The sequence below is a fragment of the Kitasatospora sp. RG8 genome (genome assembly GCF_017813315.1).
GTDB lineage: Bacteria > Actinomycetota > Actinomycetes > Streptomycetales > Streptomycetaceae > Kitasatospora.
This window is the reverse complement of record NZ_JAGIYX010000018.1, coordinates 144,081-165,367: the sequence shown is the minus strand read 5'-3', so window position 1 is coordinate 165,367 and position 21,287 is coordinate 144,081. Positions and strand designations below refer to the sequence as shown.

Annotated in this window: 20 protein-coding genes and 1 pseudogene; 13 read left to right on the top strand and 8 right to left on the bottom strand. The window is 74.6% G+C overall.

The window, feature by feature from the left end:
- Positions 1 to 2: 2 nt before the first annotated feature.
- Positions 3 to 641 carry a hypothetical protein gene (locus J5Y04_RS44005; RefSeq protein ID WP_209414555.1) on the bottom strand — a complete coding sequence of 213 codons (639 nt, stop codon included), beginning with the start codon at positions 639 to 641 and terminating at the stop codon, positions 3 to 5.
- Between the two features lie 193 nt (positions 642 to 834).
- Between J5Y04_RS44005 and trxA the strand changes: the two genes are divergently transcribed.
- Complete coding sequence (trxA, locus tag J5Y04_RS25450; protein WP_209414553.1) at positions 835 to 1,224, top strand: thioredoxin; 390 nt, start codon at positions 835 to 837, stop codon at positions 1,222 to 1,224.
- 192 nt (positions 1,225 to 1,416) lie between these two features.
- Here trxA and J5Y04_RS25445 read toward each other — a convergent pair whose 3' ends face one another.
- Positions 1,417 to 2,073, bottom strand: a complete 657-nt coding sequence (locus tag J5Y04_RS25445) for a TetR/AcrR family transcriptional regulator (RefSeq protein ID WP_209414551.1) — start codon at positions 2,071 to 2,073, stop codon at positions 1,417 to 1,419.
- A 179-nt stretch (positions 2,074 to 2,252) separates the two neighbouring features.
- On the opposite strand from J5Y04_RS25445, the gene J5Y04_RS25440 reads away from it, so the two are divergent.
- On the top strand, positions 2,253 to 3,938 hold the full coding sequence (locus J5Y04_RS25440) for an APC family permease (protein ID WP_209414549.1): 1,686 nt from the start codon (positions 2,253 to 2,255) through the stop codon (positions 3,936 to 3,938).
- A 142-nt stretch (positions 3,939 to 4,080) separates the two neighbouring features.
- Here the strand turns inward: J5Y04_RS25440 and J5Y04_RS25435 are convergent, their stop codons facing one another.
- Entirely contained in the window at positions 4,081 to 5,043 is a 963-nt protein-coding gene (locus J5Y04_RS25435) for a YafY family protein (protein ID WP_209414547.1), read from the bottom strand.
- A 212-nt stretch (positions 5,044 to 5,255) separates the two neighbouring features.
- On the opposite strand from J5Y04_RS25435, the gene J5Y04_RS25430 reads away from it, so the two are divergent.
- The 4 genes from J5Y04_RS25430 (at position 5,256) to J5Y04_RS25415 (ending at position 9,736) form a co-directional block, all read left to right on the top strand.
- Positions 5,256 to 6,005 carry an alpha/beta fold hydrolase gene (locus J5Y04_RS25430; RefSeq protein WP_209414545.1) on the top strand — a complete coding sequence of 250 codons (750 nt, stop codon included), beginning with the start codon at positions 5,256 to 5,258 and terminating at the stop codon, positions 6,003 to 6,005.
- Positions 6,006 to 6,347: 342 nt separating this feature from the next.
- Positions 6,348 to 6,815, top strand: coding sequence for an OsmC family protein (locus J5Y04_RS25425; RefSeq protein WP_209414543.1), 468 nt, complete (start codon positions 6,348 to 6,350; stop codon positions 6,813 to 6,815).
- Positions 6,812 to 8,359: an NAD(P)/FAD-dependent oxidoreductase gene (locus J5Y04_RS25420; RefSeq protein ID WP_209414541.1), complete on the top strand. Its 1,548-nt coding sequence runs from the start codon at positions 6,812 to 6,814 to the stop codon at positions 8,357 to 8,359. Before J5Y04_RS25425 ends, J5Y04_RS25420 begins: the two co-directional genes overlap by 4 nt.
- A gap of 282 nt (positions 8,360 to 8,641) precedes the next feature.
- The gene (locus J5Y04_RS25415; RefSeq protein WP_209414539.1) at positions 8,642 to 9,736 is read left to right on the top strand and encodes a sialidase family protein; all 1,095 of its coding nucleotides are present in this window, start codon (positions 8,642 to 8,644) and stop codon (positions 9,734 to 9,736) included.
- A gap of 150 nt (positions 9,737 to 9,886) precedes the next feature.
- Here the strand turns inward: J5Y04_RS25415 and J5Y04_RS25410 are convergent, their stop codons facing one another.
- Entirely contained in the window at positions 9,887 to 11,026 is a 1,140-nt protein-coding gene (locus J5Y04_RS25410) for an epoxide hydrolase family protein (RefSeq protein ID WP_245205387.1), read from the bottom strand.
- 549 nt (positions 11,027 to 11,575) lie between these two features.
- Between J5Y04_RS25410 and J5Y04_RS25405 the strand changes: the two genes are divergently transcribed.
- The gene (locus J5Y04_RS25405) at positions 11,576 to 12,385 is read left to right on the top strand and encodes an N-acetyltransferase (RefSeq protein ID WP_209414536.1); all 810 of its coding nucleotides are present in this window, start codon (positions 11,576 to 11,578) and stop codon (positions 12,383 to 12,385) included.
- A 29-nt stretch (positions 12,386 to 12,414) separates the two neighbouring features.
- On the opposite strand, the gene J5Y04_RS25400 is transcribed toward J5Y04_RS25405, so the two are convergent.
- Positions 12,415 to 13,302, bottom strand: coding sequence for an EamA family transporter (locus J5Y04_RS25400; RefSeq protein ID WP_209414534.1), 888 nt, complete (start codon positions 13,300 to 13,302; stop codon positions 12,415 to 12,417).
- A gap of 54 nt (positions 13,303 to 13,356) precedes the next feature.
- Here J5Y04_RS25400 and J5Y04_RS25395 point away from each other — a divergent pair, with 54 nt between their 5' ends.
- The 3 genes from J5Y04_RS25395 to J5Y04_RS25385 all read left to right on the top strand — a co-directional run bounded on the left by J5Y04_RS25395 (position 13,357) and on the right by J5Y04_RS25385 (position 16,373).
- Positions 13,357 to 14,220 carry a MurR/RpiR family transcriptional regulator gene (locus J5Y04_RS25395; protein WP_209414532.1) on the top strand — a complete coding sequence of 288 codons (864 nt, stop codon included), beginning with the start codon at positions 13,357 to 13,359 and terminating at the stop codon, positions 14,218 to 14,220.
- 75 nt (positions 14,221 to 14,295) lie between these two features.
- Positions 14,296 to 15,327, top strand: a complete 1,032-nt coding sequence (locus tag J5Y04_RS25390) for a LacI family DNA-binding transcriptional regulator (protein ID WP_209414530.1) — start codon at positions 14,296 to 14,298, stop codon at positions 15,325 to 15,327.
- A gap of 179 nt (positions 15,328 to 15,506) precedes the next feature.
- Complete coding sequence (locus J5Y04_RS25385; protein ID WP_209414528.1) at positions 15,507 to 16,373, top strand: SDR family oxidoreductase; 867 nt, start codon at positions 15,507 to 15,509, stop codon at positions 16,371 to 16,373.
- 150 nt (positions 16,374 to 16,523) lie between these two features.
- On the opposite strand, the gene J5Y04_RS25380 is transcribed toward J5Y04_RS25385, so the two are convergent.
- Positions 16,524 to 17,423: a LysR family transcriptional regulator gene (locus tag J5Y04_RS25380; protein WP_209414526.1), complete on the bottom strand. Its 900-nt coding sequence runs from the start codon at positions 17,421 to 17,423 to the stop codon at positions 16,524 to 16,526.
- A 97-nt stretch (positions 17,424 to 17,520) separates the two neighbouring features.
- On the opposite strand from J5Y04_RS25380, the gene J5Y04_RS25375 reads away from it, so the two are divergent.
- The gene (locus tag J5Y04_RS25375) at positions 17,521 to 18,894 is read left to right on the top strand and encodes an MFS transporter (protein ID WP_209414524.1); all 1,374 of its coding nucleotides are present in this window, start codon (positions 17,521 to 17,523) and stop codon (positions 18,892 to 18,894) included.
- 108 nt (positions 18,895 to 19,002) lie between these two features.
- Here the strand turns inward: J5Y04_RS25375 and J5Y04_RS25370 are convergent, their stop codons facing one another.
- Positions 19,003 to 19,650 carry a LysE family translocator gene (locus J5Y04_RS25370; protein WP_374106103.1) on the bottom strand — a complete coding sequence of 216 codons (648 nt, stop codon included), beginning with the start codon at positions 19,648 to 19,650 and terminating at the stop codon, positions 19,003 to 19,005.
- 160 nt (positions 19,651 to 19,810) lie between these two features.
- Between J5Y04_RS25370 and J5Y04_RS25365 the strand changes: the two genes are divergently transcribed.
- The gene (locus tag J5Y04_RS25365) at positions 19,811 to 20,257 is read left to right on the top strand and encodes an SRPBCC domain-containing protein (RefSeq protein WP_209414651.1); all 447 of its coding nucleotides are present in this window, start codon (positions 19,811 to 19,813) and stop codon (positions 20,255 to 20,257) included.
- Positions 20,258 to 20,331: 74 nt separating this feature from the next.
- A pseudogene (locus tag J5Y04_RS25360) lies at positions 20,332 to 20,637 on the top strand (ArsR/SmtB family transcription factor); the annotation flags it as partial.
- A gap of 115 nt (positions 20,638 to 20,752) precedes the next feature.
- Here J5Y04_RS25360 and J5Y04_RS25355 read toward each other — a convergent pair.
- Positions 20,753 to 21,274 carry a CGNR zinc finger domain-containing protein gene (locus J5Y04_RS25355; protein WP_209414519.1) on the bottom strand — a complete coding sequence of 174 codons (522 nt, stop codon included), beginning with the start codon at positions 21,272 to 21,274 and terminating at the stop codon, positions 20,753 to 20,755.
- Positions 21,275 to 21,287: the final 13 nt, after the last annotated feature.

The window sequence follows — 21,287 nt, the reverse complement described above, 5'->3', positions numbered from 1 at the left end:
TCTCAGTAGCCGCCGTAGCCGCTGCCGGGGCTGCTCGGGGCCTTGGGGCTGCTGGGGCTGCTCGGGGTGCTGGGCGTCGTCCCGCCGGAGGGGGCGCCCGCCTTGCCGCCGGTCGGGGTCAGCGCGAACCAGATGCCGCCGACGCCCTGGCCCTTGGTGTCGCCGGGCTTGGTGTCGGGCGCGTAGCGGTAGGCCGGCCAGCCGTTCAGGGTGAGCTGCTTGCTGCCGTCGGCGCGGGTGACGGTGCCGACCAGCTTGCTGTCGATGCCCTTGACGGTGGCCGCGCCGTTCGCCGGGGCGGGCGGCCAGGTCGAGGCGCAGTTTCCGTTGCAGTTGGACATCGGCGGCATGGCCGTGTCCTTGTCGAAGCGGTAGAGGGTGAAGCCGGCGCCGTCGGTGACGATGGTGCCGAGCTTGGGGTCGGTGGCGGTCTGCAGGGTGACGGCGCCGGCGGGTGCGCTCGGGCTGCCCGGACTGGCCGGGCTGCTCGGCGTCGCGGGTGCGGTGGAGGTCGAGGTGGAGGTCGAGCCCGACGACGTCGAGCCGCCGCCGGACGACCCGCAGCCGGCGACCAGGGCGGCCGCGGCGATCCCGGACGCGGCGAGCACGGCGATCCGGCTGGTACGGCTCTTGCTGTGCATGGTGTTCTCCCCCGTGGACACGCGCGGGCGCCTCTTCCGGCACACCGCACTGAAGCGGACACCCACCAGTACGGACGGGAGCGGCCGAGTACTCAACGGGCGGCCGGGATTCTTCGGAATAGCGCGCGGGCGGGCGCGGTTGTCGCGGGCACATGGCCTGAGCCGCCGCCTCCCGAAGGGCAGGAATCGCGACATGAGCAGCACGGTCGAGCTGACCAAGGAGAACTTCGACGAGATCGTCCCCGGTGACGAGGGGAAGGACTTCGTCTTCATCGACTTCTGGGCATCCTGGTGCGGCCCGTGCCGGCAGTTCGCGCCGGTGTACGAGAAGGCGGCCGAGCGCCACTCGGACCTCGTCTTCGCCAAGGTGGACACCGAGGCCCAGCAGGAGCTGGCCGCCGCCTTCGGCATCCAGTCCATCCCGACGCTGGCGATCATCCGCGAGGGCGTGCTGGTCTTCTCGCAGGCGGGTGCGCTGCCGGAGGCCGTGTTCGAGGACCTGATCGGCCAGGCCCGGAAGCTGGACATGGCCGAGGTCAAGCGCAAGGTGGCGGCGGAGCAGGCAGGTGCCGCCGAGGCCTGACGACCCCCGTCCGGTGATCTGACGGACCGACGGCTTCCACTGCGGTAGGCCCGGGGTGACAACGCCCCGGGCCCGTCGGCGTGTGCGGGGCCGGATAGCGCTCGGCCGGATCACACCGGGCCGGATCGCACGGGCCAGATGGCGCTCGGCCGGATCACGCCGGGCCGGGCGGGGCGGCCCCGGTTCGGCGCCTCAGGAGGGGGACGCCAGACGGGCCGCGAGGCCGTCGAGGAGCAGGCGCAGGGCGAGCTCGAAGCCTCGCTCGTCCAGCCCGGCCGCACCCGTACCCGGCCCGCCGCGTTCGGCGGAGGCCTCCAGGGCGTCGGCGAGGGCGGGGTAGCGGGGGCGGTACTCGGCCGGGGGTCGGGTGAAGCCCGCCGTGAAGGTCTCCAGCGCGGAGCCGAGCACCAGGTAGTCGAGTGCGGCCGCGGTCTCGGCGGCGTCGGCCGGCGCGAGGCCGGCCCGGCCGAGGGCGGCCAGCAGGGTGTCGTAGCCGAGCAGCTGACGCTCGGCCCCGACCCTGCGACGGGCGAGCAGCGCGATGGTGTTGGGGTGGCACAGGAAGACGGCGCGGTAGCCGCGCGCGTAGGCGGTGATGCCGGCCCGCCACCCGGCGGCCTCGGTGCCCGCGAGCGGGCCGAGGTCGATCTCGGCGTTGACCAGTTCGGCCAGCCCGTCGATCAACTCGTCCTTGCCGCTCACGTGGTTGTAGAGCGAGGCCGCCTTCACGCCCAGGCGGTCGGCGACGGCGCGCATGGTGAGGCCGTCCGGCCCCTGCTCGTCGACCGTGTCGAGGGCGGCCCTGGCGATGATCTCCCTGCTCAGCAGTGCCCTGCTCGGTCGTCCCACGCTCGTCGCCCCTCAATGCCGGCCGTGTCGCCCACGGTTTCCGGCTCACGTTATTACAGGCAGGTCTCGGCCCTTCCGCTGCCCCGGGGTGGCGGGCTACCGTCCCTGACTAACAAAGTTAGTTTTCTGTGGCGGCCCCTCTCCGGGGCGGGCCACGGACGACGGCAAGGTGGACGCCCATGACCGAGAACCCCGCAAGATCCCGGATCTCCCGGACCCCCGGCACGGACCCAGGTACGGCTGGAGGTACGGCTGGAGGTCCGGGCACGGGTACGGGCACGGCTGCGGCTGGGGGTGCGGGCGCCGGCACAGGTACAGGCACAGGTACGGGCGCAGGCACGGGTGCGGGTGCAGGCAGGGCTGCGGGTACCGACGCCGAGCGGCTCGCCGCGCTCGGCTACCGGCAGGAGCTGAAGCGCAGCCTCGGCGTCCTCGGCAACATCTCGATGGGCTTCGCCGTGGTCTCCCCCGTGGTCGGCCTCTACGCGGTCAGCCAGGTCGGCATCGGCGTGGCCGGCGGCGCCTGGGTCTGGGCGCTCCCGGTCTGCCTGATCGGCCAGATGCTGGTGGTGTCGGTCTACTCCGAGCTCGCCTCCCAGTGGCCGCTGGCCGGCGGCGCCTACCAGTGGAGCCGTCGCCTCGCCGGGCCGACCTTCGCCTGGCTGACCGGCTGGATGTGGCAGTTCGCGGTGATGTTCGCCAACACCACCGTCGCCTACCTGGCCTCGCCGTGGTTCTTCGCCCTGTTCGGACTCACTCCGACACCCGCGCAGCTGGTGTTCGTCTCGCTGGCGTTCATGCTGGCCTGCACGCTGGTCAACGCCTACGGCATCAACCTGCTGCGCCGGTTCGTCTCGCTGGGCATCGCCGCCGAGGCGATCGCCTCCGTGGTCGTGGGCTTCGCGCTGCTGCTCTTCTTCCGGCAGCACGGCTTCGGCCTGCTCACCGACCTGCTGGACGCGCCCGCCACCGCCGGGGTCTCCACCGGCGCGGCCTTCCTCGCCGTGGTCGCCGTCGGCGGCTGGGCGTTCATCGGCTTCGACGCCTGCGTCTCCACCGCCGAGGAGACCAAGGACGCCGGCCGGCAGGTGCCGCGGGCGATGTGGTGGGCCCTGCTGAGCGTCGGCGTGGTGGTCGTCCTGAACGCCGTCGCCGTCGAACTGGCCCACCCGGACCCGGCCGCGGTGGTGCACGGCGAGGACCTCGACCCGGTCACCACCGCCGTCACCTCCGGGTTCGGCGACTGGTCGGCCAAGCCGTTCGTGGTGGTCGTCCTGGTCTCGTTCACCGCCTGTCTGATGGCCTCGCAGGGCGGCGCCGCCCGCGGCCTCTACTCGCTGGCCCGCGACGGCGTCTTCCCGTTCTCGGCTCAGGTCCGCCGGGTCAACCGGCACAGGGCGCCGATCGGCGGCCTCGTCGCGGCCACCCTGGTCAGCTCGGCCGCACTGCCGCTCGGGCTGGAGTCCACGGCGATGGGCAGCCTGATCACCTTCGGCACCGCCGCCACCTTCCTGCCGTTCTTCCTGCTCTGCCTGGCCGCCGTGCTGGCCCGGCTGCGCGACGGCTGGCGGCCGTCCGGCGCGGTCTCGTACGGACGCGCCGGGACGGTGATCAACGTCCTCGCGGTGCTCTGGACCGGCCTGGAGGTGGTCAACATCTGCTGGCCCCGCACCATCCTCGCGCCGCCCGGCGCGCCCTGGTACCAGGTGTGGGCCGCGGTCCTCGGCGTCGGTCTGGTCACCCTCGCGGGCGTCGGCTACCTGCTGGTCCGCCGCCCGCAGCGACTGATGCGCGAACCCGGAACCGGGGCGGCGTCCGGTGAACGGCCGGGCGATGCGGACGAGTTGGCGCCGGCGGTGCACTGACGGGGAGCCCGCCGCCCGACCGGCCCGCCCTGCTGGGCCTGCAACGGGCCGGGGCGCACCGGGAAGGGGTGTCCCCTGGGCAGGGGCGTCCCTTGGGCAGGAGGGTCCCTTGGGCAGGGGCCTCCCGCTCAGGGCCTCCCGCTCAGGGGGCGTCCCCGGTCCACTCCGTGAGCCGGGCGGCGAGGGCGCGCACCTCCGTGCGCAGGGCGTCCGGGCGGCGGACGGTGAACGGCCAGCCGAGGCCGGCCAGCATCACCGCGCACCCGGCGAGGTCCTGGGCGCGGGCCCGCAGCAGGACGCGGCCGTCCGCGGTCTCGGCGAGGCTCCCGGCTGCGGGCGGGATGCGGTGCCGGGCCTCGGCGAGGGTGGTCGTGAGCACCACCTCCACCTCGTGCGTCCACGGCACCGAGCCCAGCGACTCCACCACCCGCTGGACGGCGTCAAAGCCCTCCGGCGGCTCGAAGCCGGCCTCGCCCTGCTCGGCGGACCGGATCCGGTCCAGCCGGAAGGTGCGCAGCTCACCGCTCCGGTGGTCCAGCCCGGTGGTGTACCAGCGGCCCGAGTGGAAGACCAGCCCGTACGGGTCGAACTCGCGGTCGCTCGCCGCCCCCTCGCGGTCCCGGTAGGACAGCCGGACGCGGCGCCGGCGGCGGGCCGCCTCGGCGAGCGTGAAGAGCGCGGCCGCGTCCGGGTTCGGGCCGGACGCGGGCGCCGAGGTCAGCCCGAGCGTCTGCTCCACCGCCGCGACCCGCTCGCGCAGCCGCGGAGGCAGCACCCGCTGGATCTTGGCGAGCGCCGACTCGGCGGCCTCCTCCCCCACCGACAGCCCCGACCGGCGACCGGCGAGCAGCCCGAGCACGACGGAGGCCGCCTCGTCCCCGGTGAGCATCAGCGGCGGCAGCCGGTAGCCCGGCAGCAGGCGGTAGCCGCCGTACCGGCCGCGCTCGGCCTGCACCGGGATGCCGAGGTCCACCAGCCGTGCCGTGTAGCGGCGGACTGTGCGCTCGTCCACGTCCAGCCGTTCGGCCAGCTCGGGGCCGGTGAGTCCGGGCCGGGCCTGGAGCAGTTCCAGCAGGGCGAGGACCCGGCTGACCGGGTGGTCCATGCGCACTCCTCCGATCCGGCCGGTAATCCGGTCGCGTCCTGTCCGGATTCGATCCTAGGGTCGAACCAGCGGCGGGCGCCTGCGGGTGTCATCGGCTCGCCGATCGCCGCGCCCGGCAGGGAAGTCAAGGAACGCAACAACCACGGCTGGACCAGCCTGCACCGCGAGGAATGCAAGCACGGCACGGCCGGCCCGGAGAGGACCTATCCACCATGAGCACCTTCGTACTCGTCCCCGGTTTCTGGCTCGGCGGTTGGGCCTGGGACTCGGTCGCCGACACCCTCCGCGCGGCCGGGCACACCGTCCACGCGGTGACCCTGACCGGCCTCGCCGAGCGGGCCGGCGAGGCCTCGCCCGAGGTCAGCGCCGAGACCCACATCGCCGACCTGACCGACCTGTTGACCCGCGAGGATCTCCAGGACGTGGTCCTGGTCGCCCACAGCGGTGGCACGATCGCCGTCTCCGGCGCGGCCGACCGCGTGCCGGAGCGCATCCGACGGGTCGTCTTCGTCGACTCCGGCCCGCTCGCCGACGGCATCGCCCTGCACGATCTCTGGGACCCGGCCTACCGCGCGGCGCTGGAGGCGTCGCTGGTCGACGGCTGGCGGCTGCCACTGCCCGCCTGGGACGTCCTGGCCTCCGGCGGGGCCAGTGTGGACGGCATCGACGAGGCCGGACTCGCCCGGTTCCGCCAACTGGCCACCGACCAGCCGGCCGGGACGGTCAGTGAACCGGTACGGCTGACCGGCCGGGCGGACAAGCTGCCGAAGGGCCTGATCTCGTGCTCCCTCCCGCTGGAGCAGGTCCGGGCGATGATCGCCGCCGGCCACCCGTACTTCGCGGCGCTCGGCGGCCCGGAGTGGGAGCTGCGCGAGGTGCCGACCGGGCACTGGCCGATGTTCTCCCGGCCGGCCGAGACGGCGGCGGTGCTCGCGGAGCTGGCGGCGGTCCCGACGGCCTGAGGCGGACCGGGTCCCGGGAGACGATCACGGGACCCGGGACCCGGAGCCGTGATCGTCTCCTGGGGTGCCTGCCGAGATGCCTGCCGGACCGGCCCGCCGGGGGCGCGCGCAGGATTGTCTCCCGGACTCTCCCCCGCGCTCTCCCCCGGCTTGTCCCCCGGAGGTCCCGGGCCTGTGCGGAGAGCGCACCGTCCGCGTGTTCGGCTGCGCCGGGCGGGCGAATCGTCGCAGGATGGGCACGGCGCCGGCACCCGGCCCGGCGTCGACCCCACCGACAGCTAGGGCGAGCCCGCGATGAGCCAGACTCCCACCAGTCCCACCAGTCCGACCGTCAGTGCAACCGTGAACGGGAGCGCCGCGCCGGGCTCCACGCAGGACGCCGCGAAGGACGCCGCGCCGGAGTTCCGGCGGGTCACCACCGCCGTGGTGACCGGCAGCTCCGCCGACGTCCCGTTCCACGTCGACGTGAAGGCGGGCACGCACCCACTGACCGCCGACGAGCCGGTGCGGCGCGGCGGTTCGGACAGCGGGCCGGAGCCGTTCGCCCTGCTGCTCGCCTCGCTCGGCTCCTGCACCGCGATCACCCTGCGGATGTACGCGGAGCGCAAGGAGTGGCCGCTGGAAACCGTCCGGGTCAGGCTCGGCTACGAGACGGACGGACGCAACGGCCGGATCGCACGCCGGGTCGCGCTCGCCGGCGCGCTCGACGAGGATCAGCGCGCCCGGCTGCTCGACATCTGCGAGCGCACGCCCGTCACCCTCGCGCTGCGCGCCGGGGTGGCCATCGAGACCACGGAGGACCGCGCATGACGACCACTCCTTCCGCCTCGGCCGCACCCGAGGAGTACGACGTCATCGTGGTGGGCGCCGGCCCCACCGGCGAGAACGTGGCCGACCGGACCGCCGCCGCCGGCCTGCGCACCGTGATCGTGGAGGCCGAACTGGTCGGCGGCGAGTGCTCGTACTGGGCCTGCATGCCGAGCAAGGCGCTGCTGCGCCCGGTGGCTGCGCTGGCCGGCGCCCGCGCGGTGGCCGGCTCCCGTGAGGCCGTCGGCGGCGGTGCGCTGGACCCGGCCGCGGTGCTAGCCCGGCGCGACTCGTTCACCTCGCACTGGCAGGACGACGGCCAGGTGCAGTGGCTGCGTGACACCGGCATCGACCTGGTCCGCGGCCACGGCCGGCTGGCCGGGGTCCGGGCGGTCACCGTCGAGGCCGAGGACGGCACCGAGCGGCTGCTCACCGCCCGGCAGGCCGTGGCCGTCTGCACCGGCAGCCGCCCGGTACTGCCGGAGGGCGTGCCCGGGCTGGCCGAGGCCCGGCCCTGGACCAACCGCGAGGCCACCGGTTCGCCCACCGTTCCCGGGCGGCTGGCGGTGATCGGCGGCGGCGTGGTCGGTGTCGAGATGGCCACCGCCTGGCGGGCGCTCGGCTCCGAGGTGGTGCTGCTCGTGCGCGGCGACGCCCTGCTGCCGCGGATGGAGCCGTTCGCGGGCGAGCTGGTCGCGGAGGGCCTGCGAGCGGCCGGGGTGGACGTACGGTTCGGGGTCTCGGTCGCCTCACTGGAGCGTGCGGGCGCGTCGGACGGATCGGGCGGCTCCGGCGGGTCGGAGGGCTCCCGGGTCACGCTGGTGCTGGCGGACGGTGAGCGCCTCACCGCCGACGAGGTCCTGTACGCCACCGGCCGGGCGCCGCGCACCGCGGACATCGGGCTGGAACAGGTCGGCCTCAAGCCCGGCACCTGGCTGGACGTGGACGACAGCTGCACGGTGCTCGGCGTGGACGGCCCGGGTGACGCGGGTGACGTTGGTGGCGCGGGTGGCGCGGGTGGCGCGGGTGGCGCCTGGCTGTACGCGGCGGGAGACGTCAACCACCGTGCGCTGCTCACCCACCAGGGCAAGTACCAGGCGCGGATCGCGGGCGCGACGATCGTGGCACGCGCCCAGGGGCGGACGCTGGACACCTCCCGCTGGGGCGCACACGCCGCGTCCGCCGACAGCGCCGGTGCGCCGCAGGTCGTCTTCACCGAACCGGAGGTGGCGGCCATCGGCCTCACCCTGGACGCCGCCGAACGGCAGGGCCTGCGGGTCAAGGCGGTCGACCACGACCTCGGCGCCGTCGCCGGTGCCTCGCTGTACGGCGACGACTACCGGGGGAAGGCCCGGGTCGTCTTCGACCTGGACCGGGAGGTGCTGGTGGGTGCCTGCTTCGTCGGCCCCGGGGTCGCGGAGCTGCTGCACTCGGCCACCGTGGCGGTGGTCGGCGAGGTGCCGATCGACCGGCTCTGGCACGCCGTTCCCGCGTACCCCACGATCAGCGAGGTCTGGCTGCGGCTGCTGGAGGGCTGCCGGGGCTGAGCAGGCGGAGCCCGGGGACCCGAGCCGCCGGCCCCGGGCTTCAGCCTCGGGAGCTCGGGGTCGGCGGCTCGGGGCCTCTCGCCGCCTCGGGCGGGGTCGGCGCGGCGAGGAACGTGCAGGCGTGTGCAGGCGTGTGCAGGCGCACAACCGCGCGCACACGCCCGCATCCGCGCGTACCGGCGCGTACCGGCGCGGCGAGATGTGGCCCCGGGTGGACGGCGGGACACTGGCCGGTGGAGGGATGTCCCGGGGGGCCGTTTCACCGACCAGGTGGTGTGTGGCATGACCGAGATGCTGTTGGCCGTCGGAACCGAGAAGGGCCTCCTTCTCGGCCGCAGTCGCGACCGGCTGAACTGGGAGTTCAGCGGGCCGCACTTCCCGATGAACGCGATCTACTCCGTCTCGATCGACCGCCGGGCGGGCCGGGTCCGGTTGCTGGCCGGTGCCGACAGCAGCCACTGGGGCCCGTCGGTCTGGCGCTCGGACGACCTCGGCGCGAGCTGGTTCGAACCGCCCAAGCCCGCCATCCGCTTCCCCGAGCACACCGGCGCCTCGCTCACCCGGGTCTGGCAGCTCCAGCCCGCCGGTGACGAGGCACCCGGAGTCGTCTACGCCGGAACCGAACCGGCCGCGCTGTTCCGCTCCGAGGACGGCGGCGAGACCTTCGCCCTGGTCGAGTCGCTCTGGGCCCATCCGCAGCGCACCGAGTGGGGCGCCGGCTACGGCGGCCAGGGCCTGCACACCGTCCTCACCGACCCGCGCGACGCCGAACGGCTGCTGGTCGCCGTCTCCAGCGGGGGCGTCTACCGCAGCAAGGACGGCGGCGGCACCTGGGAACCGTCCAACACCGGCCTGCGCGCCGAGTTCCTCCCCGAGGAGAACCAGTACCCCGAGTTCGGCCAGTGCGTGCACAAGATCGCCCGGGACGCCGTCAACCCCGACCGCCTCTACCTGCAGAACCACGGCGGCGTCTACCGCAGTGACGACACGGGCCTCAGCTGGCAGTTCGTCACCGACGGCCTGCCCGCCGACTTCGGTTTCGCCGTCGCCGCCCACCCGCGCCGGGCCGACACCGCCTACCTCTTCCCCCTCGGCGGCGCCGGCGACCGCATCCCGCCGGACCGCCGCTGCCGTGTCTTCCGGACCGACGACGGCGGCGACAGCTGGCACCCGCTCAGCAAGGGCCTCCCCGGCGAGGACCACTACGGTGTCGTGCTCCGCGACGCGCTCCGCACCGATGACGCCGACCCGGCCGGCATCTACTTCGGCAACCGCAACGGCGACGTCTACGGCAGCCCCGACGAGGGCGAGAGCTGGTCCCTGTTGATCTCCCACCTGCCGGACGTGCTCTGTGTCCGGGCGGCGGTGGTCGGCTGAGGCCGGGCGCTCCCCGGATCGGCTCTGCCGCCGGACTCGGCCGGCCGTGCCCTGCGCAGCCCTGCTCGACTCTGCTCGGCCCGGCCTGGCCCTGCTCGGTCCGGCTCTGCCTTGCCCCGCCCGGCCCTGCCCTGCCCTGCCCTGCCGTGATCAGCGGAGGGGGCGGAAGAAGGCCCGGATGTCGGTGACGAGGAGGTCGGGGGCCTGGAGGGAGGCGAAGTGGCCGCCGGTGTCGAACTCGGACCAGTGGGTGATGGTGTTGGACAACTCGGCCAGGCCCCGGATCGCCCGGTCACCGAGGAAGCAGGCCACGCCGGTGGGGACGCCGGACGGTGCCGGGCGGCCCCAGCCGTCGGCGGCGATCTCGCGGTAGAGGCGGGCGGCGGAGGCGGCGGTTCCGGTGAGCCAGAAGGCCGTGACGTTGGTCAGCACCGCATCCCGGGAGGGCGGCGACTGGCGGGTCGCGGTCGGGTCGTGGTCGACGAACCATTCGAGGTTCCAGGCGAGTTGGCCCACCGGGGAGTCGTTGAGGGCGTAGCCGACGGTCTGCGGACGGGTCGCCATCTGGGTGGCGTATCCGGAGTGGGCGTACCACCAGCGCCGGTTCTGCGCCGCCCGCTCGCGCTCGGCCGCCGTGAGCAGGTCGAGTTCGGCCGGGTCGACCGGGGACGACGCGTTCGGCGGCGCGTTGAGGTGCACGCCGAGCACCTCGTCCGGGGCGACACGGCCCAGTTCGGGCGAGACGATGGCGCCGAAGTCACCTCCCTGGGCCCCGTAGTGCCGGTAGCCGAGGCGGCTCATCAGCTCGGCCCAGGCCCGGGCGATCCGCCGGGTGCCCCAGCCGGTCTCCCGGGTCGGCCCCGAGTACGCGAAGCCGGGCAGCGAGGGCGCCACGACGTGGAACGCGTCCGCCGGATCGCCCCCGTGGGCCCGGGGGTCGGTGAGCGGACCGATGATCCGGTCGAAGTCGTGCACGGTGCTCGGCCAGCCGTGGGTGAGGATCAGCGGGATCGCGCCCGGCTCCGGGGACCGGACGTGCAGGAAGTGCAGGTGCTGCCCGTCGACGACGGTGGTGAACTGCGGCAGCTCGTTCAGCCGCGCCTCGTGCACACGCCAGTCGTAGCCCTCCGCCCAGTACGCGGCAAGCTCCCGCAGGTACGGCAGAGCGACCCCGTATTCCCAGCCCACACCCGGCAGTTCGTCGGGCCAGCGGGTGCGGGCAAGACGGAGCCGGAGGTCGTCCAGCTCGACCTGCGGGAAGTCGATGCGGAAAGGGGTGATCTTCTCCATGCGGCCGAGGCTAGGGAGCATGTAGGTCAGCGGGTGGCCGACATCGCGCCACACGGTTCGGCGGACGCAGGACGGCAGGACACCGGTCGGCGGGGCACGGTTCGGCGAGGCGCAGCCGGTGGGGTGCAGGGCGGTGGGGCGCAGGGCGGTGGGGCGCAGGGCGGCAACGCGCCGTTTACTGGGGCGCAGGACGGCGAGAAGGCAGGTCGGCGAGGGGGCGGGCCGCGTGCTGAGGGACCGGCATCCACCGCGGCGGCGGCGCCGACGCGCCGGGCGTCCGGTGGGGCGAGAGTCCGCCCGACACGCTGGACGCCGCCCCGGAGGCGACCCGGCGCGCACCAGCCTCACCGTGCTGCTGCCCGAAGCCTTCGCCTCCGAGGTCCGCCGGAAGCCCGGGTGCGCCACCGCGGCTCCCGTTCGCGGCTTCGGCTTCCTCGACCTGCCCGGTGACGGCCCGGGCGGGTCATCCTGTTGATTCCGGTGATTCCGGGACGGCCGCCCGTCGAGCATGGCGGGCGGACCTTGACCCTCGACGATCGGACGGACGGCGTGACGGAGAAGGAATCCGACTGGGAGTTCGGACGGGACATCGACGGCCTTCCTGTGGTGCGGTTCGTACGGGGTGAACGGGAGGGGCGGCCCTGGGCCGACCTGCTGACGGTGCCGACCCCGGGTGAGATCGGGGCCGAGATCCGGGGCTGGGTCGGGGCCGAGATCGGGGGCGGCGTCGTCAGCGCCGCCGATCCGGTGGAGTTCGTGCTGTCGTCCATGTCCGGCTGGGTGGTCTCCGGTTCCGTCGAGTTCGGCGAGCAGTTGCTCCGCCGTGGCGCGACCGTGCTCCGGCACGGCCACACCATGTACCGGGACCTCGCCGGCGATCCCCCTTCCACCGGCTGGGCCGCGTGGGCGCGGACCCCGCTGCGGGACGGGCTCCGCGCGGTACCGTGCGACCGTGACGCCGAGGAGGTGCTGCCCGCCTGCCTCGCCGCCTACGGCCCGGCGCATCCCGACCACCGGCCGGGCCGCGAGCAGGAGCTGCGACTCCTCCTCTCCGGCCGCCTCATCGGGCCGGTGCTGCCGGCCGCGACCCTGGCGGTCGACACCGACGACCGGGTCGTCGCCGGTGTCGTCCTGAACCACTTCGAGGGCGTGCCCTGGGTCGCGAACGTCTTCCGGCACCCCGGGCACAGCTACCCCGGCCTCGGTCGCGACCTGCTGCGCCGCTCGCTGGCCGGCCTCGCCCTGGCCGGATCCGACCGGGTCGGCCTCGCGGTGTCCGAGGGCAACCCCGCCCGTCGCGTGTACGAGGCGCTCGGCTTCCGGCTGGACCACTCCTCGCTGTCGGTGATCGTCCCCTGAGCAGCGTCACCCGGAGAGGTGGCCCGGCGTCACGGGCGGGCGAGCTCCAGGACGACGATCCCGGCGAGGACGGTGGCACTGGCGGTCATCCGCAGCCGGCCGAGGCGCTCGCGGAAGACGACCGTGGCTATCACCGCCGCGATGACGATGCTCGTCTCCCGCAGGGCGGCGATGGTGGCGAGGTTCCCCCGGGACTGCGCCCAGACCACCAGTCCGTACGCGGTCAGCGAGAGCACCCCGCCGACGATCCCGACCGGCACCACCGAGCCGCGGCACCCGGCCAGGAGACTCCGACCGCGCCGCATCCAGGCGATCAGGGCCAGGACCGGCCCCTGCAGAAGGAAGAGCCAGGCGACGTAGCCGCCGACCGTCCCGGCGTGCCGCACACCGCTGCCGTCCGACACCGTGTACGCGGCGATCATCACGCCGGTGCCGGCGGCCGCACCGAGGGCGGGCAGCTGCGCCCGCCCGGGTATCCCCTTGGCGAAGGCGAGCCCGATCAGGCCGCAGGAGATCACCAGGACGCCGAGCAGCTCCCCGCCGCCGAGCCCCTGCCCGAGCACCGTCACCGAGAGCAGCGCCACCAGCAGCGGCGCCGAGCCGCGGGCGATCGGGTACATCTGCCCGAAGTCCCCGAGCTGGTAGGCGCGGAGGAGCAGGACCTGGGACGTCACCTGCATCGTCACCGAGGCCAGGAGGAACGGCCAGGACTCCGCGGCCGGCAACGGGTTGAGCGCGACCAGGACCAGCGCACAGGCCGTGTAGGCGAGGTTGATCAGGGCGAAGCCGACCAGCTTGTCCTGGATCCGGTGGGCCAGCCCGTTCCAGACGGCGTGCAGGACCGCCGCGGCGAGTACGGCGACGGGCACGGACGCCGCCGCCCCGCCGCCCGGCAGCGCGAGCGCGGTTTCAGGCATGGCAAAGCTCCCCTCCAGCAGGTCTGGAACCGAATTCCAAGCTACACTAGATCCATGGAAGACCGTTCCGACTTTTCTCCCCTGGAATCCCAGCTGGCCGCCCACATCCGCGCGCACCTCGGCGAGCTGCGCGGCACCGAGGCCCGTGTCGCCCAGGTCGTCCTCGACCGGGGCGCCGATCTGGTCCACCTGAGCGTGAGCGACGTCGCCGAGCTGGCCGGCACCGCGTCCTCGTCCGTGGTCCGCGCCTGCCAGCGGCTCGGGTTCCGCGGCTACCAGGAGCTGAAGATCGCGGCCGTCCGCCAGGCCCCGGCCCCCGCGCCCTCCCCCGCCGACGAGCGGGACCCGGCCGCCCGGGCACTCGCCGACACCGTCCGGGCCGCCCGCGAGGCGCTCGACGGGATGGCCACCACCCTCACGGCGGACGATCTGCGCGCGGCGGCCGAGGCGCTGGACGAGGCCCGCCACGTCCTGCTCGTCGGCGCCGGCCTCTCCGGCGCGGTCGCCCTGGACGCCGCCTACCGGCTGCGCGCCCTCGGCCTCCCGGTCGACGCCCCCGCCGACCTGCTCACCGCCCAGCTCGCCGCCGCCCAGCTTCCGCCCACCGCGGTCTGCCTGGCCGTCAGCCACACCGGCGCGACGCAGGCGGTGGTCGACATCGCCCGCCGCGCCGGCGACTCCGGCGCGACCGTGATCGCCCTCACCAGCTACGCCCGCTCCCCCCTCACCGAGGTGGCCACCCACACCCTCGTGGCCGGCGGCCAGGACCTCGTCTTCGGACTGGAGACCACTGCCAGCCGCATCACCCATCTGACGGCGGTCGACGCACTGACGCTCACCCTGCTGGCGAGGAGGGGGGAGACGGCGAAGCGGGCGCTCGACCGCTCGGCGGACGTCACGGCGGACCAGCTGTACTGACCGTGGTCGGGACGGCCGCCGGGTGTCGCGGATCTCCGGCCGGACCTGTCACCGGTGGTGTGTAGGCTCGCGGGCATGGCGAGGGTGACGCGGGACGATGTGGCGAGGGCGGCGGGCACGTCTACCGCGGTTGTCAGTTATGTGATCAACGACGGCCCGCGCCCGGTGGCGGCGGCGACCCGGGCGCGCGTCCTGGCGGCGGTCGAGGAGCTCGGCTACCGGCCGAACCGGGTCGCGCAGGCGATGGCCCGCCGGCGGACCAACCTGATCGGCATGGTCGTGCCGGACGCCCGGCAGCCCTTCTTCGCGGGGCTCGCCCACATGGTGGAGCAGGCGGCGGCGGAGCGCGGCCGGCTGCTGCTCATCGGGAACTCGGACTACGCGGACGAGCGCGAGGCCCACTACATCCGGGCGTTCCTCGGGATGCAGGTGGACGGCCTGATCCTGGTGACGCAGGACCCGTCCGTCCCCGGGGCCGCCGGGATCGAGGCCGCCGACGGCACGCCCGTCGTACTGCTGCACCACCGGGCGGAGACCGCGAGCGGGGTCGCCGTCGTCGCGGACGACGAGGGCGGGGCGCAGGAGGCGGTGCGGCACCTGCTGGCGCACGGCCACACCGAGGTGCACTGCTTCGGCGGCACGTTCGCGCTCAGCCCGAACGACCCGGTGACCGCCCGGACCGCCGGATGGGCCGCCGCCCTCGCCGAGGCCGGCCTCACGGCCGAGGGGCGCCTCACCGCCGCACCGTTCGACCGGGTCCGGGCGCACGCCGAAGCCCGCGCGCTGCTGAGCCGCCCCGGCCGCCCGTCCGCCGTCTTCTGCGCGACGGACGACCAGGCGATCGGCCTGCTCAGGGCCGCCGACGACCTGGGCATCCGGGTCCCGGAGGACCTCGCGGTCGCCGCGTTCGACGACATCGCCGAGGCCGTCATCGCCGGACCACCGCTCACCACCGTGGCCGCCGCACAGGACGAGATGGCGCGCGCCGCCGTCGACCTGGTCCTGAAGGCCCAGGCGGACGACCAGCCCGCCCCGGCGGGCGCGCGGACGTTCCCCGCGCGCCTGGTGGTCCGCCGCTCCTGCGGCTGCCGGCCGGAGGGCGACTGACCCGGGGCAGCCTCCCCCGGGCCGGTGACCCGAGGGGGGCACCGCAAAGGCGCTTTCCGCAAGGGCGGTTGCCGCATAGTCAGTTGCCGCAGAGTCAGTTGCCGCAGAGTCAGTTGCCACGATGCCAGGTGGCATGAATGCGGTTGCACCCATGGGCAAGGTCCCCGACGATCCCGTCCATGACCGCCGCCGACCAGCCCCGCACCGCCGACCACCCGCGCGCCGCAGAGCGGAGCCTGCCCGCCGACCCCGCCGACCCCGCTGACCCCACCGACCCCGCTGACCCCACCGACGCCGCGCGCCCGGTGGCGCTGGTGACCGGGGTCGGCCGCACGGTCGGCATCGGCGCGGGCATCGCGACCCGCCTCGCGGCGGCCGGCTGGGACATCGCCTTCACTTACTGGACGCCCTACGACCGGCGGATGGCCTGGGGTGCCGAGCCGGGTGCGGCCGAGGCCGTCGCCGCGTCCGTCGCCCGGCACGGGGGCACCAGCAGCGCCCACGAGGCCGACCTTGCCGACCCGGACGTCCCGGCCCGGCTCTTCGACGAGGTCGAACACCGGCACGGCACGGTCACCGCACTGGTGATGTGCCACTGCGAGTCGGTCGACTCCGGGCTGCTCGACACCACCGTCGAGAGCTTCGACCGGCACTTCGCGGTCAACGCGCGCGCCACCTGGCTCCTGGTCCGCGAGTTCGGCCTGCGCTTCGCCGGCGCGCCCGGGGCCGGCCGGATCGTCGCCCTGACCAGCGACCACACCGTCGGCAACCTCCCGTACGGCGCGAGCAAGGGCGCGCTGGACCGGATCACGCTCGCCGCTGCGCACGAGCTCGCCGCCCTCGGAGTCACCGCCAACGTCGTCAACCCCGGCCCGGTGGACACCGGTTGGATGGACGACGAGGCCCGCGGGAAGGTGCTCCGCCGAACGCCGCTCGGCCGCCTCGGCACCCCGCAGGACACGGCGCACCTGGTCGAGTTCCTCTGTTCCCCGCAGGGCCAGTGGATCAACGGCCAACTGCTGGCCAGCAACGGCGGGCTCACCTGAGCGGCCGCAGCCGCCCATCGGCCCGCCGACCCACCGCAGCCACCGACCCACCGCGACCCGCGACCCGCGACCCGCGACCCGCGACCGGACCGTCACGAGCCCCCCGGGCTCCCGGGCTCGCGCCCCACAGCTCTCCCCTACAGCTCTCCCCTACAGCTCGCCCGACGGCACGGCCGCCACCGCCGCGTACAGGATGTCGCGCAGGCCGGGGAGCGCCTCCTGGTCCTCCCGCCAGACCAGCCGGAGGCTGAGGTCCGGGAGCGGGAGGTCGAGGGCGACGAGGGCGCCGGAGTGGAGGCCGTCGGCGACGGCGAACCGGGGCAGCAGGGTGATGCCGAGACCGTGCTCGGCCCAGGCCCGCATGACCGGGACGCCGCCGGCCCGGACGCGCTTGGGGCCGGGGCCGAGGATCCGGTCACCGGCCATCCAGAAGGAGCACTCGGGGACGTTGACCAGGAGCCGTTCGCCGTGGAGGTCCGCGGAGGTCAGCTCCGTACGGGCGGCGAGGCGGTGGCCGGGCGCGGCGACCAGGGTGAGCGGGACGGGGTCGAGGTCGAGGAAGGCGAGCGGCCCGGCCGGGGCGGGGAAGCCGAGTCCGCCGAGGTCGCTGCCGGAGTCCAGCAGCAGGGCCGCTTCGAGCCGGCCCTCCGTCACGTCGGAGAGCAGGCCGTCGCGGGCGCGGTCTGAGTGCACCTCGACGTCGATGTCGGGCCGGCGTTCGGCGAGCCGGGCGAGGACCTGCGGCACGTGGGAGCCGGCGATGGTCTCCAGCGCGCCGAGCCGCAACAGCCGCCGCTCGCCGCGGACTTCGCGGACCGCCCGCTCGGCCTGGGCCAGCAGCGAACGCGCCCAGGGCCGGAGACGCCGCCCGGCGGCGGTGAGGCCCATCCCCTTGGGCCCGCGGACGAACAGGGCCTCTCCGAGCGCGACTTCGAGGGTCCGGATCTGCTGGGAGACGGACGAGGGGGCGAGGTCGAGTGCGACGGCGGCGTCGGTGACGGTGCGGTGACGGGCGACGGCCTCGAAGGTCCTGAGTTGGCGTAGCTCCACGCCGTAGGGAGACAACGCCGGGCGTTCGGAAATTCCGAACGGAGCGTGCGCCCCGGACGGTGGAGCCCCCGGCCCGCCGGAGCGCAGAGTCACCGGCATGACCCTTCTGACCTCACCGGCCGACCCCGCGTCGGCCACCACCCCGCCCGGGCGGCGGCGCGCGCTGGCGGGCATCGCGCTCGGCTACTTCATGGTGCTGCTGGACATGACCGTGCTCTCGGTGGCCGAGCCCGATCTCGCCGCCTCGCTCGGTACCTCGGTGGCCGGGCTCCAGTGGGCGACCACCGGCTACACCGTGGTGTTCGCCGCGTTGCTGCTGTCGGCGGGCGCGGCGGCGGACCGCTACGGCGCCGAGCGGCTGTTCCGGGGCGGGATCGCCGTGTTCGCGCTCGCCTCCCTGCTCAGCGCGTTCGCGCCCGCGCTCTGGGCGCTCGTCCTGCTGCGCGCCGTGCTGGGGGCCGCCGCGGCCGCGAGCGTGCCGGCCATGATGGTGATGATCGCCCGGCTCTACCCGGAGCCGGCGGCACGGGCGCGCGCGGTCTCGGCCTGGGCGGCGACCAGCGGCGCGGCCGTGGCGACCGGCCCGCTCGCGGGCGGCGCACTGGTCGAGTGGGCCGGCTGGCGGGCGGTCTTCCTGGTCAACGTGCCCGTCGGCACGGCCGTTCTGGCGCTGACCGCCGGCCGCGCGGTGGCCTGCCCGCGCGGCCGGCGCCGGATCGACTGGCCCGCCCAGCTGGCCGCCGCCGCGGCGCTGGCCCTGCTCACGGACGCGCTGATCGCCGCCGGCGCGCAGGCGTGGGCCCACGCGGCCTGCTCGGCGGCCGGGTTCGGGGTGTCGGCGATGGCACTCGGACGGCTGGAAGGGCGCAGCCAGGCACCGGTGCTGAACCGGGCCCTGCTCCGTTCCGCCCGGGTACGGGCGGGGCTGCTGGCCGGCGCGGCGGTGAACTTCGCACTGACCGGCGGCCTGTTCGTGCTGCCGCTGCTGCTCCAGGAGAGGTGGCGCCTCGGCCCGTTGCAGACCGGCCTCGCCTTCCTGCCGCTGACCGTCCCGTTCGCCGTCAACCCGCCGTTCACGGGCCGGATCGTGGCGCGGGTCGGTACCCGGCCGCCGATTCTGGCGGGTCTCGCCCTGCTGACCGGCGGCGCCGCGGTGCTCGCCGGGACGGTCTTCGCCGGGGGCGGCTACGCCTGGCTGGCGGTGGGCCTGTTGATGACCGGCTTCGGGGTCTCGTACGTGCTGCCGGCCCTGGTCGCGGCCGTCATCGGTGTCGCCCCGGAGGGCACGGCCGGCGCGGTGGGCGGGCTGCTGAACGCCGTCCGGCAGGTCGGCGCGACGCTGGGAGTGGTGGTGATGGGCGCCGCCGTGTCCGTGGACACGGGGTGGGCGCTGGCGGCGTCGGCGGTGGTGTGTGCGGTCGCCTGGCGCGCGTTCGCGCAGGCGGGTCGCGGTGGGGGCGCGAGGCCCTGACGGTGCGCCGACGCGCGCGGGCCGCCCGCAGAGGCACCGGCCCGCGGACGGACGGGGGCCGGCCGGGAGGAGTCGGTCCTTCCGGCCGGGTCAGTCCTTCCGGCCGGGTCAGTCCTTCCGGCCCGTCACGGCGACGGTGACGCCGAGGCCGATCATGGTGAGCCCGCCGGCCCCGCCGACCAGGGCCAGCCGCTGCGGTGAACGGGCGAACCAGTCGCGTGTGGTGGCCGCGACCAGGCCCCACACGCTGTCGGAGACGACCGCGATCGCATTGAAGATCAGGCCGAGCAGCAGCATCTGGACCGCGACGTGCCCCCGCTCGCGGTCCACGAACTGCGGCAGGACGGCAGCGAAGAAGATCATGGTCTTGGGGTTGGCCACACCGACCGCGAACCCCTCCCACAGTGTGCGCAGGCCGCCGTGCGCAGGGCCCTCACCGGCGAACACGGCCTGGAACGAACCGCGTTGCCGCACCGCCTTGACGCCGAGGTACACCAGGTACGCGGCGCCGGCGAGCTTCAGTCCCGTGTAGACGAGCACCGAGCGCTCCACGACCGCCCCGACTCCGAAGGCCACGGCCACGACGAGTGCGTACGCTCCGAGCGTGTTCCCCACCACGGTGGTCAGGGCGGCCCGGCGACCCTGCGCGAGGGCCCGCCCGATCACGAACAGCACACTGGGACCGGGGATCACGATCAGCAGGAAGGACATGGCCGCGAATGCCAGAAGTCGGTCGGTCGACACCATGCGGCCCATGTAAGCACGGCGGCCGCCGCCGCCCCCAGTGCTTTACGGAGCGGGGACCAGGTCCCGCACATCACGATCCCCCGGTCGGCGTGCAACTCTTCGATTGCACCACCCTCCCCAACGTGCAACCCTAGAGTTGCACCCGTTGGCAGCAACCAAGGAGCACAACATGAGCGACGACCGGATCGAGCGCGAGATCCTGATCGAGGCACCCGTGGAGCGGGTGTGGCCGCTGGTGGCCCAGCCCGGATTCTGGGTCGCCGAGGAGGCGAGCCTGGCCGGCACCACGGCCGAGGAGGGCGAGTCGACCGTCGTGACCAACCCCGAGTACGGCGAGTTCCCCGTGTGGGTGGAGAAGGTCGAACCGCCGACCTACCTGGCCTACCGCTGGGCCAGCGCCTTCCCCGGCGAGGAGCTGCGCGCGGACAACAGCACCCTCGTCGAGTTCACGCTCTCCCAGGAGGGCGACAACACGCGCCTGCGCGTCGTGGAGAGCGGGTTCGCGGCGCTGGCCGGCTCCGAGGAGCTGCGCAGCCAGGCCCTGAAGGACAACACCGGCGGCTGGCCGCAGGTGCTGGACGCCTTCAAGAAGCGCGTCGAAGAGTCGTCGGTGTGACCGGCACGCACCCGGAGGGTCCAGAACAGGGGCAGCCGGGCGTTCGGGGCGAACCGGGCGTTCCGGGTGAACCGGTGGACAGCGTGCTCGCCGCGCTGGCCGACCCGACCCGGCGCCTGCTGCTCGACCTGCTCGCCGCCCACGGCGAGGCCAGTGCGACCACCCTCGCCGGGCAACTCCCCGTCTCGCGGCAGGCCGTGGTCAAGCACCTCGCCGTCCTGGACGCGGCCGGCCTGGTCACCGGCGGCCGGGTCGGCCGGGAGGTCCGGTACGCGGTACGGCCGGCCGCCCTTGACGCCACGGCGCGCTGGATGGCGGCACTGGCCACCAACTGGGACCGCCGACTGGCCGCCGTCAAACGCCTCGCGGAAGCGGCGGAGCACGGGCCACGGGAGACACGGGAAGTACGGGAAGTACGGGAAGTACGGGAGGCAGGGGAGCCGAACCGGGAGGGAGGCACCGGGACCGGCACCGCTACCTGAGCAGGGTCCGCCGTCAGCGTGCGTGCCTCGCGCGGTGGCGGCGGACCGCGTCACGGTTGGCGCACCGCTGGGAGCAGTAACGCTGCCGCCCGGTGCGCGTGGCGTCGGCGAAGATCGTGGTGCACTCGGCGACCGCGCACCGGCCGAGGCGGTGCATGCCCCGCCCGACCAGGTGCAGTGCGGTGCCGACGGCGATCAGCGAGCAGAGCAGCCGACCGAGCGGCTGCCGGTCGTCCCGGTAGTGCAGGTGCCAGCCGTCGCCGGAGTGGTCGGTCAGCCGCGGATGGTCCGCGGCGGCGGCCAGCATCCGGTTGAGCAGCGCGGCGCGCTCGCGCTCGTCGACGGCGTCGACCACCTTCTCCCAGGCGTCCAGCACGGCCGCCGCGCGCTCCAGGTCCTGCGGCGTGGCCGGGCCGTCCACCACGAGCCCGGCCGCGCGGCAGCGGTCGGCGAGCTCCTCGGCGGTGGTGGGGCGCCGGTTGGCGAGGTCGGCGGCCAGCTTCACGGCGTCCTCGCCGTAAGGGTTGAGGTGCACAAGACCATGACAG

Excerpts from the sequence above, each read along its gene's own strand:
- J5Y04_RS44005 (WP_209414555.1), bottom strand. The coding sequence starts at position 641 with ATGCACAGCAAGAGCCGTACCAGCCGGATCGCCGTGCTCGCCGCGTCC.
- trxA (WP_209414553.1), top strand. The coding sequence starts at position 835 with ATGAGCAGCACGGTCGAGCTGACCAAGGAGAACTTCGACGAGATCGTC.
- J5Y04_RS25440 (WP_209414549.1), top strand. The coding sequence starts at position 2,253 with ATGACCGAGAACCCCGCAAGATCCCGGATCTCCCGGACCCCCGGCACG.
- J5Y04_RS25435 (WP_209414547.1), bottom strand. The coding sequence starts at position 5,043 with ATGGACCACCCGGTCAGCCGGGTCCTCGCCCTGCTGGAACTGCTCCAG.
- J5Y04_RS25430 (WP_209414545.1), top strand. The coding sequence starts at position 5,256 with ATGAGCACCTTCGTACTCGTCCCCGGTTTCTGGCTCGGCGGTTGGGCC.
- J5Y04_RS25420 (WP_209414541.1), top strand. The coding sequence starts at position 6,812 with ATGACGACCACTCCTTCCGCCTCGGCCGCACCCGAGGAGTACGACGTC.
- J5Y04_RS25415 (WP_209414539.1), top strand. The coding sequence starts at position 8,642 with ATGACCGAGATGCTGTTGGCCGTCGGAACCGAGAAGGGCCTCCTTCTC.
- J5Y04_RS25410 (WP_245205387.1), bottom strand. The coding sequence starts at position 11,026 with ATGGAGAAGATCACCCCTTTCCGCATCGACTTCCCGCAGGTCGAGCTG.
- J5Y04_RS25400 (WP_209414534.1), bottom strand. The coding sequence starts at position 13,302 with ATGCCTGAAACCGCGCTCGCGCTGCCGGGCGGCGGGGCGGCGGCGTCC.
- J5Y04_RS25395 (WP_209414532.1), top strand. The coding sequence starts at position 13,357 with ATGGAAGACCGTTCCGACTTTTCTCCCCTGGAATCCCAGCTGGCCGCC.
- J5Y04_RS25390 (WP_209414530.1), top strand. The coding sequence starts at position 14,296 with ATGGCGAGGGTGACGCGGGACGATGTGGCGAGGGCGGCGGGCACGTCT.
- J5Y04_RS25385 (WP_209414528.1), top strand. The coding sequence starts at position 15,507 with ATGACCGCCGCCGACCAGCCCCGCACCGCCGACCACCCGCGCGCCGCA.
- J5Y04_RS25375 (WP_209414524.1), top strand. The coding sequence starts at position 17,521 with ATGACCCTTCTGACCTCACCGGCCGACCCCGCGTCGGCCACCACCCCG.
- J5Y04_RS25370 (WP_374106103.1), bottom strand. The coding sequence starts at position 19,650 with ATGGGCCGCATGGTGTCGACCGACCGACTTCTGGCATTCGCGGCCATG.
- J5Y04_RS25365 (WP_209414651.1), top strand. The coding sequence starts at position 19,811 with ATGAGCGACGACCGGATCGAGCGCGAGATCCTGATCGAGGCACCCGTG.